This window comes from Rudaea sp. 3F27F6 (genome assembly GCF_005503555.1).
Taxonomy (GTDB): domain Bacteria; phylum Pseudomonadota; class Gammaproteobacteria; order Xanthomonadales; family Rhodanobacteraceae; genus Rudaea.
Genome location: NZ_SCNG01000002.1, coordinates 673,131 through 690,084, shown reverse-complemented (window position 1 = coordinate 690,084; position 16,954 = coordinate 673,131). Strand labels below are relative to the sequence as shown.

Annotated in this window: 15 protein-coding genes; 7 read left to right on the top strand and 8 right to left on the bottom strand. The window is 66.0% G+C overall.

The annotated features are described in order from the left end of the window. Window positions 1-114: 114 nt before the first annotated feature. Window positions 115-1,245, bottom strand: coding sequence for a prephenate dehydrogenase (locus FFS30_RS10835; protein WP_137913142.1), 1,131 nt, complete (start codon window positions 1,243-1,245; stop codon window positions 115-117). A 12-nt stretch (window positions 1,246-1,257) separates the two neighbouring features. Beyond that, window positions 1,258-1,935, bottom strand: a complete 678-nt coding sequence (locus FFS30_RS10830) for a DUF480 domain-containing protein (RefSeq protein ID WP_137913141.1) — start codon at window positions 1,933-1,935, stop codon at window positions 1,258-1,260. Window positions 1,936-2,066: 131 nt separating this feature from the next. On the opposite strand from FFS30_RS10830, the gene FFS30_RS10825 reads away from it, so the two are divergent. Both FFS30_RS10825 and FFS30_RS10820 read left to right on the top strand, forming a co-directional pair. Continuing rightward, a complete protein-coding gene (locus FFS30_RS10825) occupies window positions 2,067-2,762 on the top strand; it encodes a hypothetical protein (RefSeq protein WP_137913140.1) in 696 nt (231 codons plus the stop codon). Between the two features lie 158 nt (window positions 2,763-2,920). Next, window positions 2,921-3,808, top strand: a complete 888-nt coding sequence (locus FFS30_RS10820; protein ID WP_137913139.1) for a TIGR01777 family oxidoreductase — start codon at window positions 2,921-2,923, stop codon at window positions 3,806-3,808. Window positions 3,809-3,814: 6 nt separating this feature from the next. On the opposite strand, the gene FFS30_RS10815 is transcribed toward FFS30_RS10820, so the two are convergent. Continuing rightward, window positions 3,815-4,963, bottom strand: coding sequence for a DUF2235 domain-containing protein (locus tag FFS30_RS10815; protein ID WP_137913138.1), 1,149 nt, complete (start codon window positions 4,961-4,963; stop codon window positions 3,815-3,817). Between the two features lie 43 nt (window positions 4,964-5,006). Beyond that, the gene (fusA, locus tag FFS30_RS10810; protein ID WP_137913137.1) at window positions 5,007-7,064 is read right to left on the bottom strand and encodes an elongation factor G; all 2,058 of its coding nucleotides are present in this window, start codon (window positions 7,062-7,064) and stop codon (window positions 5,007-5,009) included. A 303-nt stretch (window positions 7,065-7,367) separates the two neighbouring features. Between fusA and FFS30_RS10805 the strand changes: the two genes are divergently transcribed. The 3 genes from FFS30_RS10805 to FFS30_RS10795 are packed head-to-tail and all read left to right on the top strand — an operon-like array spanning window position 7,368 to window position 9,603. Continuing rightward, complete coding sequence (locus tag FFS30_RS10805; RefSeq protein ID WP_137913136.1) at window positions 7,368-8,108, top strand: hypothetical protein; 741 nt, start codon at window positions 7,368-7,370, stop codon at window positions 8,106-8,108. Between the two features lie 30 nt (window positions 8,109-8,138). After that, the gene (locus FFS30_RS10800; RefSeq protein WP_137913135.1) at window positions 8,139-8,822 is read left to right on the top strand and encodes a hypothetical protein; all 684 of its coding nucleotides are present in this window, start codon (window positions 8,139-8,141) and stop codon (window positions 8,820-8,822) included. 46 nt (window positions 8,823-8,868) lie between these two features. Then, a complete protein-coding gene (locus FFS30_RS10795; protein ID WP_137913134.1) occupies window positions 8,869-9,603 on the top strand; it encodes a hypothetical protein in 735 nt (244 codons plus the stop codon). A gap of 66 nt (window positions 9,604-9,669) precedes the next feature. Here FFS30_RS10795 and FFS30_RS10790 read toward each other — a convergent pair whose 3' ends face one another. Then, the gene (locus FFS30_RS10790; protein WP_137913133.1) at window positions 9,670-10,026 is read right to left on the bottom strand and encodes an EF-hand domain-containing protein; all 357 of its coding nucleotides are present in this window, start codon (window positions 10,024-10,026) and stop codon (window positions 9,670-9,672) included. Between the two features lie 238 nt (window positions 10,027-10,264). On the opposite strand from FFS30_RS10790, the gene FFS30_RS10785 reads away from it, so the two are divergent. Then, on the top strand, window positions 10,265-10,996 hold the full coding sequence (locus FFS30_RS10785) for an alpha/beta fold hydrolase (protein WP_137913132.1): 732 nt from the start codon (window positions 10,265-10,267) through the stop codon (window positions 10,994-10,996). A gap of 193 nt (window positions 10,997-11,189) precedes the next feature. Here the strand turns inward: FFS30_RS10785 and FFS30_RS10780 are convergent, their stop codons facing one another. Together FFS30_RS10780 and FFS30_RS10775 are read right to left on the bottom strand one after the other, a co-directional pair. Then, window positions 11,190-13,466, bottom strand: coding sequence for a molybdopterin cofactor-binding domain-containing protein (locus tag FFS30_RS10780; protein ID WP_137913131.1), 2,277 nt, complete (start codon window positions 13,464-13,466; stop codon window positions 11,190-11,192). Then, on the bottom strand, window positions 13,463-14,014 hold the full coding sequence (locus FFS30_RS10775) for a (2Fe-2S)-binding protein (protein WP_137913130.1): 552 nt from the start codon (window positions 14,012-14,014) through the stop codon (window positions 13,463-13,465). Before FFS30_RS10775 ends, FFS30_RS10780 begins: the two co-directional genes overlap by 4 nt. A 188-nt stretch (window positions 14,015-14,202) precedes the next feature. Here FFS30_RS10775 and FFS30_RS10770 point away from each other — a divergent pair, with 188 nt between their 5' ends. Beyond that, window positions 14,203-15,780: a winged helix-turn-helix domain-containing protein gene (locus FFS30_RS10770; protein ID WP_137913129.1), complete on the top strand. Its 1,578-nt coding sequence runs from the start codon at window positions 14,203-14,205 to the stop codon at window positions 15,778-15,780. Here FFS30_RS10770 and FFS30_RS10765 read toward each other — a convergent pair. Next, complete coding sequence (locus tag FFS30_RS10765) at window positions 15,749-16,891, bottom strand: serine hydrolase (protein WP_249352381.1); 1,143 nt, start codon at window positions 16,889-16,891, stop codon at window positions 15,749-15,751. The genes FFS30_RS10770 and FFS30_RS10765 overlap by 32 nt on opposite strands. Between the last annotated feature and the right edge of the window lie 63 nt (window positions 16,892-16,954).

The following is a 16,954-nucleotide window of genomic DNA, read 5'->3' as shown; positions in this document are numbered from 1 at the left end:
CGTTCCGATGCGGAGCCTGCGCACGGCATAGTGCGCAGGGCGTCGAGCTGAAGTCGAGACGATCTGCTGTTGCCTCGACTTTGGCCTATGTTCGATTCCTGCGCCGCGCGGCTTCTATCGCGGCCCGAGCACGCGGCCGATGCCGCGCTCGCCGATCGCGGCGATGGCGGCTTTCACGTTGTCCGCATCGCTGCGCGGATCGTAGCCGATGCGGAAATGCAGCTCGCCTTCGGGCGTGCGTGAGGAATGAATCGAGTCGAGATTGATTGCGTGCGTTTCGAACACTTGCAGCAACGCGCGCAGAGAGCCGGGCTCGTCGAGCGGCAGGAACACGCTGATGTAGGCGGGCGACGCGATGTCGGACAGCAGATAGCCCAAACGCTCGAAACCGTAGCTGCCTTCGGCCAATGCGGCATCGCCGTAGAACGCCTGCGGCTCGACGAGCAGGCGTGAGCGCATCGCCGCGCGCGCTGTGTCGGCGCGGTCGCGCACGCGATCGCGCAGGAAATCGATATGCGCGGCGAGACGTTCGAGCATCGCACCGATATGCGGATTCTCGAACTGAATGTCCTCGTAGATCGCCGGATTGCTCGCGAGCATGCGCCGCGTGACCACGCCGTCGAGTTCGTAGCCGATCGTACGGAACGGCTGGATCGCGTCGAGGCCGCCGAGCGCGGGCGCCAGCTCGCGCAGGGTCGCGGCCTGCGCCATATGCGTGGCGTGGGTCATGCCCTGCACGACGGCCATCACCCGATCGTGCTGTTCGGGTTGAGCCTGCACGCAGTCCGCTTCGGTCGCGGCGAGGAAGGCGTCGAGCCAGCCGCGCCAGGCCTCGACGCGCGCCTCGCAGACGACGAGGACGCGGCCTTTGAGTGTCGGTGTCTTCGGCGGCGCGGTCATCGGGTGCAGGCCGACGACCTCGGCCTGCGAATGCAGCATCGCCGCGACCGGCGCCGCCTTGATCGAGGTGAGGTCGAGCCACAGCTTGCCGCGTTCGCGGCCCGCCGCGCACTCCGCGTAATCGGCGATCAGCGCCGCCGTCGCGCGGATCGGCGCGGAGAAGATGAGCACGTCGGCGCGTTCGATCAGCTCGTCGGGCGGCAGCGCTTCGTCGCCGTTCGGGTCGCGGCCGATCACGGTCAGGCCCATGTTCTGCTCAAAGAAGCGCTTGAACCAGCGCCCGAAGGCACCGGCGCTGCCGACGATGCCGACGACCGGCTTGGCTGGAACGGAAGGCGTGGACATGCGCGGCGCCGCTCAGCTCAGCAACTGGGCAAGTTGTTCCTTGAGCGCCGCCACTTCTTCTTCGAGTCGGGCGACGCGCTCGGCCAGTTCACTGTTGGCCGAAGCCGGCGCGGCGTGCGCGGCGGCGGTTTCCGCGTAGGCCGCCACGTCGAACGGCCCGCAGAGTAGGTGCATGTAGCGGTCTTCGCGCTGGCCGCCGCTGCGCGGGATACGCACGACGAGCGTCGGCTCGCGCGCGATCAGGCGGTCGAGCGAATCGCGCACGTCGTCGAGTCCCGGGAAATCGGCGAGGCGGTCGCAGCGCGCAAGCAGCTCGCTGACGGTCTGCGGGCCGCGCAGCAGCATCACGCAGAGCAGGGCGCGCTGGCGCGGCGTGACGGCGTAGACCGCGTCGAAACCGTGCGAGTAGCGCGCCGCGCGCTGTGAGAACGGATCGAGTTTTACCAAGTTCTTCGCTTCCAGCTCGCGCAGGGCATGGCCGGTTTCACCCGGTTCGAGATGCATCACGGGTTCGCGGCTGGTCTTCTGATTGCACGCCTGGACGATGGCGTTGAGCGTGAGCGGATAGACGTCGGGCGTGATCGCGGCCTTTTCGATCAGGCTGCCGAGGATGCGCGCTTCGATCGCGCTGAGGATGAGAACCGAGGGCGCCGGTTCATGGTCGGAGGTGTCGCTGGTCGGATCGGTCATGGTGGATACGGGTCTTCGTTGCGATCCGGTCGGTGCTAGCGGATCGTGGTGGTAAAAATTCGGAGTGCCGGCACTTGCCGGCATCTGCGCCGCGTCGCAGGATACGGTGCATCGAGCGGGAGGATTCTTGCATGAAGCAGCGAACTCGCGGAATACGCAATGGTTTTTTGTGTCTGTGCTTCGGCCTGGCCGCGACCGGCGCGCAGGCACAAGCGCTCGCGCAAGCCCAGGCGCCGCCGGCACAGACTCAGGCACGCGAGCAGACCGAGACGACCTTGCCCGACGTCAAAGTGATCGGGCCGAAATGGGAAACGCGCCGCGGCGGCTACCTGATTTCGAGCGACTTCAAGATCGACCCGAAGATGTCGGCCGTGATCTTTCCAGCCGAAGCGTTTCAGAAGGGCGATATCTTCGATTTCCGCACGGTGCACATGAGCGACGACGAGTATTTCGTCCTGCAGGAATGCGCCTCGCTCGACTGCACCATGGCGCGCATCCTCCAGGTCTGGACGAAGAACGGCGCGCTCGGCCTGACCAGCCGCGACCCGAACAAGTTCTGGATTCCCGACGGCGGCAAGTTCTTCATGTGGATGCAGCGCTTTCCGATGGCCGGCGGCGGCACGTTCAACGGTTTCGAGCCGAGCAGCCCGCCGCTGGTATTCAATCCGACCGGGACTCCCGAGCAGTTCCATCAATGCGATGTGACGGCTGCGCAGGAAAAGGGCCCGGAGAAAGTGGTCGAGTCCACGCACGACGGTTCGCAGATGAAGCTGCGCTTCGCGAGCGGCGCGACGGTGTTCATCCAGCGCCTGCGCACGGCGGAATGAGTGCAGCGTCACGGCCCTTGTCTGTCCGAATGGGTAGCATGTCACGGTCTTCGCGAGCCGCTGCGTCCTGAACGGCCGCGGCCCGCGCGGCCGCCGCGTCGTATGCAGCAGACAGCTCGGATGCGGCGGCCTACGCCACTGCAACGAGGAACTGGCTCATGCGTCATCTGATCACCGGCGGCAGCGGCTTCATCGGTCAAGCGCTGAGCCGTGCCCTGACCGGTGACGGACACGATGTCGTCGTGTTGACGCGCAACGCGGGTCGTGCGCGCTCGCGTTTGCCCGAGGAAGTCGTGCTGGTCGAGAACCTCAGCGAAGTGGGCGACGTCGATGTCGTTGTCAATCTCGCCGGCGAAAGCCTCGCCGCGGCGCGCTGGACGGACGCGCGCAAACAGGCGATCCGCGAATCGCGCATCGGTATCACGCGGCGTCTCGTCGACTGGATGGCGGCGCGTGAACGCAGGCCACGCGTGCTCATTTCGGGTTCGGCGATCGGCTGGTACGGCGCGCGCGGCGACGAGGAACTCGGCGAGGACGCCGCGCCGGGCGACGACTTCGCCGCCCATCTCTGCCGCGACTGGGAAGCCGAAGCGGACAAGGCCAGCGTGCTCGGCGTGCGTGTCTGCCGCATGCGCACCGGCATCGTTCTCGACGTCGACGGCGGCGCGCTCGAGAAAATGCTGCTGCCGTTCCGGCTCGGGCTCGGCGGCAAGCTCGGCGACGGCAGGCAATGGATGAGCTGGATCACGCGCAAGGACGCGGTCTGCGTTATCCGCTGGCTGATCAAGACCGAGGCCGCGCAGGGCGCCTACAATGCCGCCGCACCGGCACCGGTGACCAATGCCGACTTCGCGCGCGCACTCGGCATGGCCCTGCATCGGCCGGCGCTGCTGCCCGCGCCGGCGTTTGCGCTGCGCCTGATGCTCGGCGAGATGGCCGACCTGCTGCTGACCGGCCAGCGCGTGATGCCGCAGCGCGCGCTCGCGCAGGGCTTCCGCTTTCGCAATCCCGATCTGTCCGCCGCGCTCGGCACGATTCTCGGCTGAGCGAATTCAGCGATCGACAAAATCGTATAGCGGCCAGCCGTCCTCGTCTTTCGGCAAGTTGACCGGAGCGTATTCCAATGCAGGATCGCTCATGCGATCTCTGACGCTGCTGTGAATCCGGATGCGCTCATTGGGGCCGGGTTTCATTCCGCGCGGATACGCGATCCATTGCGACTCGAGCAGCGGCAGCCATACCCAGTATGTTCGTCGCCGCTTGTTCTCGTCGACGTAAATCATTCGGCGCGGCAGCAGATATTCCGCGAGCCACCAGGCACCTTTCAACGAGGTGTGCAACTGCGCGTTATGTTCGGGTTTTGCGTAGCGACCGCCCTTCCCGAGCAGACGTTCGCGGCGTTTGGCGTCGATGGGCAGACCGGCTTGCTCCGCCTCGGCGATCATCCACGCGAGCGGAAACTTCGACAGGCCGCTTTCCTTTTCCGGATAACCCCCGCCCACATCGGAATGCACTCCGGCGAACCAGAGCTCGCGAACGTCGGTTTTGGCTTTGGCGCCGTTTCTCCAGAGGTTCGTGCGAAAGAAGCAGCGCCTCTCGTCGATCGAGATGGCATGACGGAAAAACTTCACGCTCGGATTGTTCATCGTCCACGGAAGCTGCTTCCAGCGTATGAACCAGCCTATCGACTTGACCGTGTCGAACGCGCCGATGAAATGGATGGGAGCGGAGCGGCAGAATTGGCGCGCGAACCGCTCGCGCGTCGCGATCGGAAGACGATCGTCTCCGGCGCTGCGTTCGTAGATGCGGAATGCGTACTCGAACAGATTCAGATGCGCCGGATCGAGCAGGCCGATCGCGTGAATCATGCCGGCGATCACGCGTGCGATATAGGCGCCGCGACTGAATCCGAACAGCCAGATGCGGTCGCCTTCGACGTAATTCTCGGCGATGAAGCGGTAGCCACGCTCGACCATGCTTCGATAGCCCCAGCCGAAGGCGAGGCCGGCGACGCGCGGGGCGATCTGTTGCCACTCGAACAACGCTTCCTGCAGGCCGAACGTGCCGACGCCGGGGTCGTAGAAATGCAGTACCCGGGTCTTGTCGCGGACCAGGCAGTCGTTCAACTTGACCACGTTGCTGTTGCGGTCGCCGAACTGGTTGCCGGTACCGTCGCAGCAAATAACGAGATCGCGTGCCATGCGTTTTCTTGAACCTGCCTAAGGTGTCCGCATACGGCGGCGGCTACTCGTCATCGTGCTTCGGCTTATAGGCTTCCACGAGTTTCTTTTGCACCTGCAGCGGCACCGCGTCGTAGTGGCTGAACTCGATCGCGTAGCGGCCCTTGCCGCCGGTCATCGATTTGAGTTCGGTCTGGTAGTCGGCGACTTCGGCCAGCGGCGCCTGCGCGCGGATGACCAGTTCGCCGGCGCCGAGCGCGTCGGTGCCGTTGATCTGCGCGCGCTTGCCGGCAAGGCCGCCGGTGACGTCGCCGACGTGCGCATCGGGCACGAACACTTCGAGATTGACGATCGGTTCGAGCACCTGCGGATTGGCCTTGGCGACTGCATCGAGAAAGGCCTTCTTGCCCGCGGCGACGAAGGCGACTTCCTTGGAGTCGACCGTGTGGTACTTGCCGTCGTAGACGATGACGCGCACGTCCTGCATCTGATAGCCGGCGATCGCGCCGTGTTCGAGCACGAAGCGCACGCCTTTCTCCACCGCGGGCAGGAATTGGCCCGGAATCGTGCCGCCTTTGACTTCGTCGACGAACTCGAAACCCGTGCCGCGCGGCAGCGGCTCGATGCGCAGATAGACTTCGCCGAACTGGCCGGCGCCGCCGGTCTGTTTCTTGTGGCGATGGTGGCCTTCGGCTCTGGTCGCGACGGTCTCGCGGTAGGCGATGCGCGGCGGCCGCGTCTTCACTTCGACGCCGTAGCGCTCCTTGAGCCGTTCGAGCATCAGGCGCAGATGCAGATCGGAAAGCCCGCGGATCACCGACTCGTTGAGTTCCTTGTTGTGCTCGTAGCGGAAGCACGGATCTTCCTCGGCGAGCTTGTGCAGCGACTGCGCCAGCTTCTGCTCGTGGCCCTTGTGCGCCGGTTCGACAGCGAGGCCGAACATCGGCTGCGGGAAGGCGAGCGGGGCGAGGTGGATCTGGTCCTCGTCGTGCGAGTCGTGCAGCACTGCGTCGAAATGGATTTCTTCGACTTTGGCCACGGCCGCGATATCGCCCGGTATCGCCTGATCGATCTCGACGTAGTCCTTGCCCTTGAGCTTGAACAGATGGCCGACCTTGAACGGCTTCTTGCCGTCGTCGACGAAGAGCTGCGAGTCCTTGCGGATCGTGCCCTGGTAGACACGGAACACGCTGAGCTTGCCGACGAAGGGATCGTTGACGATCTTGAACACGTCGGCGATCGCGTGCGCGTTCGCATCGGGCTTGGCCTCGATCGGCGTCGCCGCAGCACCGACGCCTTTGACGAACGGCGGCGCATTGCCTTCGAGCGGGTTCGGGAACAATTTCTCGATGATGTGCAGGAACTCGCGCACGCCCGCGCCGGTGCGCGCGGAGACGAAACAGATCGGCACGAGATGGCCTTCGCGCAGGCATTGCTCGAACGCATCGTGCAGTTCGGCGCCGCTGAGCGATTCTTCGCCCGCATCGAGATAGCGGCCCATCACGCTTTCGTTGATCTCGACGACCTGATCGATGATGCGCTGGTGCGCGGCGGCGACGCTGTCGAAATCGGCGACGCCGCCGTGCGCGGCCGCATCCGGTTTGAAGAAGCAGTCGACGACGGTCTTGCTGCCCTGTGCGGGCAGGTTGATCGGCAGGCATTCCGTTCCGAAGGCTTCGCGCAGCTGCTCGACCAACGCGCGCGGATTGCCGCCGTCGATCTTGTTTACCACGATCACGCGCGCAAGGCCGCGCTGCTTGGCGTGGTGCATCATGCGGTGCGTGCCGTACTCGATGCCCGCGTGCGCGTTGACGACGACGGCGCAGGTTTCGACCGCGGCGAGCGCGGTCAGGGTCGGCCCGCGGAAGTCCTGCGAGCCCGGGGTGTCGATCAGGTTGATGTGGCAGTCACCCGAGTCGATCGAGGCGATGGAGGCGTTGAGCGAGTGTTGTCGCTGTTTTTCGAGTGGGTCGTGGTCGGAAACCGTGGTGCCGCGCTCGATCGAGCCGGGAATCTGAATTGCGCCGCCCGCGTGCAGCAGGGCTTCGAGCAGCGTGGTCTTGCCCGCGGCGGAATGCCCGACGAGCGCGATGTTTCGGATGCCTTCGGTGGTGTATGCCATGACGGTCTCCTTTGCGCGAAAAAGAAGCGAATGCTTCCGTTCTCCTTTTGGCAGCAGGCGCCGCGAAGGGGCGGACGAGAGAAAAACTGGGAGGGGGCGAAATCATTCGAACGGCGATTCCCTCGTCCGGCGCGGTCGCGCCACCTTCTCCGGTCGGAGAAGGAAGCCCAAGCCTTCTCCTTTCTCGGCGTCGGGTCAAGCCGCGTTGCGGCAGGACGCCGAGCGTGAGCGGCTCGGCAATTAATCCCCGGTTCGGGCAGCCGATGCGATAGTCCGGCGCCATCGACGATCCGGAGCAGGGGTATGCGGGCCTTCACGTTAGCGACGCTTTTGGCCCTCGGCGCGGTGGCTCCGCTGCATGCGGAACCGCTGGCCGATCTGCGCACCGCGCTCGCACGCCTGCAGGGCGGCGATGCGATCAGCGCCGGACTCGAAATCAAGCAGAGCGTGCGCGATTCCGGCGGGCAGAAGCCGTCGGCAGGCCAGGTCAAGCTCAATCTGCAGTCCGGCGCGCAAGGCCTGCAGCTGATTTTTCCGCCCGAGCTGATGCAGCAGGCCGAGCGCGAAGCCCAGGCGCACACCGCGAATCCCGAGCTGCCGACGCCGCTCGGCGAACTGCTTGCAGTCGTCACGCCGACGCGTGCGGCGCAGTTGCTCGGCTCGGCTCCAGGCCTGCTGCGCAGTCTCGATGGCGCGACCGTCAAGGAAAGCCGCGGCGACGCGCTCGACGGCAAGCCCGCGCAACTGCTCGTGCTCGACGTTCCCGGGCATTTGTCGGCCAAGCAGAAGGACGACCTCAAGCACTTCGAAGGCCAGCTCAAGCTCTGGCTCGATGCCGACGGCACGCCGCTGGCGAGCGAGGAAACCTACAAGTTCAGCGGACGCAAGCTGCTGATCGGCTTCGAGGGTTCGGAATCGTCGAACACGCGCTACGCCGTCTCCGCCGGCCGCCTCGTGGCGAAGACGCGCACCTCGCGTTCGAGCTTCAAGGGTTTCGGCGAGGACAACGAGACCGTCACGACCTCGACACTGAGCCTACCGTGACCGCGGCGCGTGAGCGCGAGCGATGCCAGCGTGAACGATCATGTGGACTTGGCGGAAGCGCGCGTGCACGCCGACGTGCGCCAGCGCGCCCTTGCGCACGCGCGGGCACGTACGTCGCGCGCGCCGTCGGGCTTGCGCATCGGCGCGATCGCAGCGGCGATTCTGTTGCACCTGTTCGCGGCGAGCTTTCTTTACCTGCTGATGCGCGCGCGCGCGGTGCTCGATCAAGACCGCATCGAAGTGCGCCTGCTCGATGCCGTGCCGGTCGAACCGGCGCTGCCCGAGCCGCCGCCGCTGCCGCCGAAAGCGCCGCCGCCGACGGCGGCAAAATCACCGCCTGCGCGCACGCCGGCCGCGCCGGTTCGCACCCAGCCGGCGGCACAGGCCGAAGCAGATGCACCGCCGAAGTCGATCGACACGGCGACGCTGTTCCGTGCGGATGGGTCGATTCGCTTGCCGCCGCCGGGGGCCGCAACAAAGGCGGCGCCGCACGAGGAAAACATCGAGCGCGGCCGCGCCTTGATGGCGCGCGGCCTCGACTGCGATGTGCATGCGCCGGACGATCTTGCGCATCGCGAAAGCCTCGGCGAGGAAGTCGCACGCAAATACTTGAGCTGGGTCGGCCTTTACAACCCGGCCGCTGCGCAGCATCGGGCCGAGCAAGAGGAAAAGCGGCAGACGCGTTGCCGCATGTGGAAGGGCGCGGGGCCATGACCGGGCCGGAGAAGCGCAGCGATGCCTTTCGCCAGTGGAGACGAGGGTGAAGTCCCGCCTGCGCAACCCAACGCGCTACAAAGCGCAGACGCCGGACCGTATCGTCCGCATCGCGCTGATCGCCGCGGTCGTCTTGCACCTGCTGCTCGCGGTCGCCTTGCACGATGCGATGCAGCCCGCGGCAGTCGACGAAGAACCCGGCATGCTCGTGCGCATTCTCGATGCGCCGCCGGTCGAGCCGCCGTTGCCGGAACCCGAGGCGGTGGTGCGACAAGCCAGCCGCGAGCCGGTTGCGCCGCCTCCCGCATCCGCGTTGCCGCGGGTCTCGACGCTGCGCGTGCCGGTTCCGCAGGCCGAAGAGCCCGCGCCGCGGGATTTATCGACCTTGCACATCTACAAGGCCGACGGCAGCATCGATCTACCCAAGGACATCGCCGCCGCGCCCGAGCCGAAGCCAGATTTCATCGGCCGCTCGGTCGAGCCGTCGAGTCTGATGACGCTGAAACGGCCGGTAAAAATCCGGCCCAATCATTTCGCCGGGGCGTGGAAGGCCCCGCAAAATGAAAACCTGCTCGGCGCGACTCTGCGCAAGACCTCGGAGTTCATCGACGAGAACTTGAGTGCCGAAAAGGAGTTCACCCTGCCCTGGGGCACCAAGGTGAAATGCAAGGCGAGCTTCATGTTCATCATGGCGGGCGGTGGATGCGGTTGGGGTTACGGCCCGAAGCCGTATGAGCCCGAACAGCGCTGGAAACCGGCGACGGTATTCGACGAAAAATAATCGTTGCGTCAAAAGAAAAGGCGGGCACGAGGCCCGCCCGAACAGGTACTGTTCGCGTTGTTGTCGTTATGGGTGATCCGCGTTCGAGCCGGTCGGCGATGCCAAACCCTGAGCCTTGGCGAACTCGGCCGGAGAGAGCTTGCCGTCGTGATTGAGATCGAGCTTGTCGAACTGCGAGGTCAAGGTCTTGTTCGCAGAAGCTTCGGTCTTGTCGATGTAGCCGTCATGGTTCAGGTCTAGCGCTTCGAAGCGCGCCTGCACGCTGGCCGGTGAATCGATCTGGCCGCTGCGCTGCTGCATCGGCGTGGACGGCTGAGTGGGATCGGCCGGTTCGGCCGGCGGCGCCGCGAGCGCCGCGGCACCGGCGAAGGCGAGCGCGAGGGCCGTGGAAAAAGCCAGGAAAGCGGGGGAACGGAATCTCATGGGATGCTCCTTCTCGTTGGCGAGAACGAAGGCCGTCGGCCTTCACGGAACGCCGAAGGAAGAAACACCTGCGGCGGCGCGATCCGGGACTGGATCGCTGATCGCGGTGCCTCTGCATCGAGAGGCGAGCTCGGTTTCCGATCCGCGATGTCGGTATGAATTCTGCCGACACTTCGACCATACGCGCGCGAAAACAACCTCGGCTTAATACGCTTGGGCGTTTGCCCGATAATGCGGCATGCGCAGTCGTTATGAAAAAGTGAAACCTCGCGCCGTGTTCGTGCATGGCGCCGGCGGTGGTGGTTGGGAGTGGGCGATCTGGCAGCGCGTGTTTGCCGCGCACGGTTGGCGCAGTGTGGCGCGCGATCTGCTGCCTGTGCAGAAAGGTCTTGCCGACACGCATCTGCACGATTACGCGCAACAGGTCGAAGACTGGCTGCGCGACGACGCAGATGTTCACTGTGACCTGCTGATTGGCGCGAGCCTCGGCGGGCTGCTCGCGCTCGCCGTCGCGCGCAACGTCGAGGCAGCCGCGCTCGTGCTCGTCAATTCGCTCGCGCCGTCGAATGTCGAGCCGCGGCCTGCATGCCGCGACTATGCCGAGATCGTGCCGTGGGGCAGCGCTCGCTCGCTGTCATCGACCTTGCGCGCAATGCCTGACACCGACGATGCCGCGCGTCTGCTTGCGTTTCGCCGCTGGCGCGACGAGTCGGGTGCGGTGCTGCGCGAGGCGCATGCAATGCGCCTGGACGCACCGAGTTGTCCCGTGCTCGTCATCGCTGGCGAGGTCGACGCCGACGTGCCCGTGGAAACAAGCCGGGCATTGGCGCATTTCTGCAGCGGCGAATTATTCGTCGTGCCCGATGCAAGTCACGTCGGCCCGTTGCTGGGCCGCGAGGCGGCGCGCACCGCCGAGCGTTGCCTCGACTGGGCCGAACGCACGCTCGCTGCGCGCCCGGTTGTGCAGTAGCGCAGCGGAACGCGCTGCGGAGGAATCTCAAGATAATTTTGATTTCATCGGACCTCGTCATCCCAGCGCAAGCTGGGATGCAGCTCTTCACCCAGTTTGTATAAAAGCTGGATTCCAGCTCGAGCGGCCCTTCGGTTGCTGAGAGCCGCAGGGATGACGAATAGACACCAGAACCCGATAGCTCAGAACCTTCCTAAAGAATCTTGCGCAACTGGTCGCCGATCGGCAATTCGCGCAGGCGGATCTGCGTCGCCGCGTAGAGCGCGTTGGTCAGCGCGGGCAGGGCGCTGGGCAACGCCATTTCGCCGGCGCCTGCGGGCTCCTTGTCCGAATCGATGATGACTACTTCGACGTCGACCGGCGCCTGCCCCATGCGCAAAAGTGGATAATCGCCAAAATTGGATTGTTGTACTTTTCCGTCTTTCAGGGTGATCGCGAGGTTCAGCGCGGTGGACAAGCCGTCGATCGTGCCGCCGATCGTCTGTGCTTCGAGACCGAGCGGATTGACCACGCGGCCGACGTCGATCGCGCAGACCGCACGGTGTACGACGACATTGCCGTCGATCGCCGAGACTTCGAGTGCGTGCGCCGCATAGCCGCCGAAGGTGAAGTTGCCGGCGATGCCGAGGCCGCGATCGCGGTCGAGCTTGCGTCCCCAATTGATCTTGGCGGCCGCGGCGTTGAACACGGCGGCCATGCGTCCGGTGTCGAAGCTCGGGCCGCCGTGGCCTTTGTACGGCAGTTGCCGCGGTTCGCCGAGCAGTTTCAGGCGCAGAGCGAGCGGGTCCTGTTTGAGCGCGACGGCGATTTCGTCGATGAAGCTCTGCACGGCGAATGCGGTCGCATTGTGTGCCGGCGCGCGCCACCAGCCGCGCGGCTGGCCCGAATCGAGCGCCAGCAGGGAAAGGTCGAAATTCGCGATCAGTCCGGCCGGGAAGTCATCGGGGACCAGCGTCGACGCCCACAGCGGTCGGTCCTTCATGCGCTTGTCGCGGTGGTTGCGCGGTGTCGCCGCGCAGTGCATCGACCAGGCGGTGACCTCATTCTTGCGGTCGAGGCTCGCCGCCATCTGGAACATGCAGTACGGGCGATAGAAGTCGTGGCGCAGGTCGTCGTCGCGCGTCCACAGCAACTTGACCGGCTTGTCGGTCTGCTTGGCGATCAGCGCGGCTTCGGCGATGTAGTCGTTCTTCAAGCGCCGGCCGAAACCGCCGCCCGCGCGGGTCATGCGGATTTCGATCTTGCTGCGCGGCACGCCGGTGATCGCGTTGATGACTTCGGAGGCACCCTCGGGCTCCTGCAGCGAGGCGATCAGCAGGACCTTGTCTTTGGTCACGTGGATCAGCGCAGCCGGCGGCTCCATCGTCGCGTGGGCGAGAAAGGGCACGGTGTAGCGCGCCTCGATGGTCTTGCGCGCGGCCTTGCGCGCCTTGTCGACGTCGCCGTCGCGGCGCACCGGCACGGCGTTGCCGGCGTTGGCGGGCCTGAGCAGTTCGTCGGCGCGCTTGCGCAGGCCGTCGCTCGATTCGTCGGCGAACGGGCCGGGCTTCCATTCGATCTTGAGTTTCTCGCGGCCTTTGAGTGCCGCCCACGTGCTCGTCGCGAGCACGGCGACGCCATCGACGAGCGCACCGTCGAACGATTCGCCGGGCTTGGTTCCGGCGATGCGCAGCACGTCTTTGACGCCGGCGACCTTGCGCGTCTCGGCGTCATCGACGCTGACGATTTCGCCGTCGATCCACGGGCAGCGCGCGACGACGGCGATCAGCACGTCGGCGCGGTAGGCGTCGATGCCAAACTCGGTCTGGCCGGTGACGATCTCGCGCGCATCGACCGTCGGCGTCGGCTTGCCGATGATCTTGTAAGCGGCCGGATCTTTGAGCGTACGCGGTTCGGTTGGAGGGTCGAGCTTCGACGCCGCGTCGACCAATTCGCCGTAGCCGAGTTTGGTGCCGTCGGGCGCGATCACGCTGCCCGATTCGGTGTGCAGTTGTCCGGCAGGGATATTGAGCTTGGCCGATGCGGCGACGAGCAGCAGCCAGCGCGCCGCCGCGCCGGCCTGGCGCAGATCCTTCCATGCGATTGGAATGCTCGTGCTGCCGCCGGCGCCCTGTTCGCCGTATTTGTCCCCCGGGCCCTTGTCGGTGTCGATGTAGCCGTAGGGCAACTGCTCGACGCGCACACGGTTCCAGTCGACATCGAGTTCTTCGGCGATCAGCATCGGCAGGGATGTCTTCACGCCCTGGCCGATCTCGCAGCCGCGCGCACCGATGATGACGTCGCCGTTCTTTTCGATGCGCACGAACACGCCGAGCAACTGCGGCTCGATGCGCGCGCCGAGATAGGGCAGCGCCTGCTGCGTCTGTGCCTGTGCCGCGCGCCAGCCGACGATCAGCGCGCCCGAGACGGTGGCGCCGGCAACCAGAAAGCGGCGCCGCGACGGGCTGGCGAGAGTGCGATCGCCCTTCATGACTTGCCGCCCTCGCGCGCCGCATGCTCCTTGGTGATTTCCGCGGCGCGCTTGATCGCCTTGCGGATGCGCGGATAGGTACCGCAGCGGCACAGATTGGAAATCTTGCCGATTTCCTCGTCGTTCGGATTCGGATTGCGCTTGAGCAGATCGGCCGCGGCCATGATCTGGCCGGCCTGGCAGTAGCCGCACTGCGGCACGTCGATCTCGATCCAGGCTTGCTGCAGCGGATGCAGTTCGCCGTTGGCGAGGCCTTCGATCGTCGTCACTTCGCGCTTGGCGAGGGTCTTCATCGGCGTCACGCAGGCACGCTGCGCCTTGCCGTCGACGAGTACGGTGCAGGCGCCGCAGGCGCCGACGCCGCAGCCGAACTTGGTGCCGGTCAGGCGCAGCACGTCGCGCAGGTACCAGAGCAGCGGCATCAGCTCGTCGCCGTCGAAACTGTAGGCGCGGCCGTTGATGCGCAGCGGTAGCGCTTTGTCGTCGTCGGGCTTCGCCGCGGCCGCCGGCGCGGCCGGCTTGGCGGGATGAGTCGGGGTGGTTTGCATGCTTTGCCTCGTGGGGATGCGCGCATTTTGGCATTACTCGCACGCCGCGCACACCCGCAGCCGGGCCGCCGCAGCGATTGGCTTCAGCGCGATCGGTGCCCCGTCTTTCCGGCTTGCCGCCCGGTGCAGGCCGAAACGGGCCGCGCGGGAGGCTATGATGCGGCCTTCCCGCTTGCGTCTTCCGATCCATGCCGACTCTCCGAGGCTGCCGCCTTGCCGATCTCGAAATCGATTTCGCCGGCCGCCGCGTCAACCGCGACGGGACACCGCTCGACGTCGGCGGATTGAGCTACGACCTGTTGCGCTACCTGGTCGATCAGGGCGATCGCGTGGTCGGTTTCGACGAATTGATCGAGCGCGTCTGGGCGCCGGCCGTGGTCAACGAAGAAACCGTGACCCAGCGCGTCAAGTTGCTGCGCCAGGCGCTCGGCGACGACGGCCGTAACCCGCGCTACATTCGTTCCGTGCGCGGCCGCGGCTATCAGTTGTGCGGCGTGCCGCAGCCGATCGATGCCGACTCCGTTGCGACCGCGCAGGCAAAGCGCAAGTCCCTGCCCTGGATTCCGGTTGTGGCTGTGACGGCCGCCGTAGTGGCTGCGTTGGCAGGATGGTCGATCTATGCGCCCGCGCCTCTGCGCACGCCGCCGCGCGACGAGCCGCTGGAGCGCGCGCGCTACTACGCCGGCATCGGCCAGAAGGAAAACAACGAGCGCGCGATTGCCTTGTACGAAGACGTGTTGCGTACAGATCCGAACAACGCTGCGGCGAGTGTCGGACTGAGCCGCGCGCTCAGCGCGCGCATGTGCCTGTACAACGGCGCGCCCGACTCGGTCGAGCGCGCGCAGGCACTTGCGCAGACTGTGATCGCGCGCAATCCGGACGACAGCGCGGCACACAATGCGCTGGCCTATGTCTACGACTGCCGCGGCGAGATCGATGCCGCGATCGGTGAGTACGAGCGCGCGGTCGCGCTCGATCCGGTGGGGCGTGCGGACAGCCGCGCCTCAGTGGCCAATCTCTACGCAATCAAGGGGCGGCTCGCCGAGGCACTGGAGAACAATCTCGCGGTCGAGCGCTCCGGGGCGAATCTGCGCTTTCTCGATTTGCAGATCGCGCGCAATCTCGAACTGCTCGGCTTCGCCGCGGCGGCCGAGCAGCGCTACGCGAAGATTTTCCGCCTCTATCCGGACAACGTGTTCGGCAACGTGGCGTGGCCGCGATTCCTGTTCGTGCAGGGGCGCTACGCCGAGGCCGAAGCCGCGCTGACCGAGGCGCTGAAACGCCCGCAGCATCCGCAGTTGTTCCTGCTCGCCGGCGAGCTGGCCCTGCTGCGCGGCGACCGCGCGGGTGCCGTTGAGGGGTTTGCCAAGGCCGCCGCGCTGCGTCCTCATCAGAGCTTGCCTAAGAGTCTGGTCGATCTCTACGCCACGCCGGCCGACACTGCGGCACTCGCAGCGCGCGCCACGGCACGCGCGGGCGAAGCCGGCCAAGGCGCGCCGGACGACTGGCTCGAAGTCGCCCTGCTGCGCGGCGGCGACCACGCCGCGGCGATCGATGCCTTGCGCCGCGCGGTCGCTGCCGGTTTCCGCGATCAGGCCTGGCTGCAGACCTCGCCGCTGTTCCGTCCGCTCGCCGGCGAACCCGGCTTCGCGGAGGTCGTCGATGCGATCGGCCGTGCGGTCGCCGGCGAGCGCGCGAAGGCGCTCGGGGCGGCCTGGTTTCCTCCCGATCTGCTCAGCGCGAAGGCGGCAGCGCCGCCAGGATGAAGTCGCGGAACAACTCCTGCGACTGCGCATGCGAATTGCGCTGGTTGTAGGCGTTGCTGGTGACGACGGCGACGAGTTGCAGATCGGGCAGGATGAACACGTAGTTGCCGCCGTTGCCGCTCATCGCCCAGGCCGGCTGATCCTTGCCGTCGCGCATGAAGTGGAAACGCCAGATCAGATAACCGTACTCGGCGTCGTCGCGCGCTCTCGCGTGCGGCGTCAGCATCGCCTCGACCCAGCGTTTGGAGAGGATTTGCTTGCCGCGCCAGCGTCCGCCGTCGGCGAGGGTCTGGCCGATCTTGGCGATGTCACGGCTGGCATAGCGTGCACCGCCGCCGCCCATCGCGATGCCGTCGGGCGAGAAGTTCCAGTGCGATTTGGCGATGCCGAGCGGCTTTTCGAACACCTCGGCGGCGAACGCATCGAGATGCTTGTATACGGCGCGTTCGACCAGTGCGCCGGCGGTGAACGCACCGGCCGTGCAGTAGGAGAACGCCCGACCATAAGGGCTGTCGGCCGGCTTGGTCATCCATGGCGCGAAGCCCTTGATTGGCAGTTCGAGAGTGAAGCGCAGCCAGTTTTCCGTGACGTACATGCGCTCTTCGTTGCCGGTCGAGAACTGATTGTCGTCGTCGCACTCCCATAGCGAACTCATCGTCAGCAGGTCTTCGAGAGTGAATGCGTCCTTGCGCGGATCGGCATTGCGCAGCGACGGCAGGTCGCGGAAATACGGGTAGACCTTGGCCTGCGCGTCGCCGATCAGGCCGCGATCGATCGCCGCGCCGGCGAGCATGGCGGTCAGGGTCTTGGTCGCCGAGCGCATGTCGTTGAGCGTGTCGCGCGTCGTGCCGTTGAAATAGCGCTCGTAGACGAGTTCGCCGCGCTGGGCGACGACGACGCTGGTGATGCCTTTCCAGGTCTTGTCGCCGACGCGCGTTTCGATTTCACCGAACTTGGCCGTGTTCCAGCCGAGCTTGCCGGCGTCGGCGCTCGGCCAGCCGTCGTCGAGGCGCTCGGGCGGCCGATAGTCGGCCGCGACTGGCATGGACTGGGCGAGGAAGAAGATCGCGACGGCGATATGGCAGCGGGCGAAACGGCGCAGGTACGGCATGGGACATTCCGTGGAAAGGAGCGCCGATTGGGCGCGCGGCGCGAATGAAGTGCCGGAAGCGCG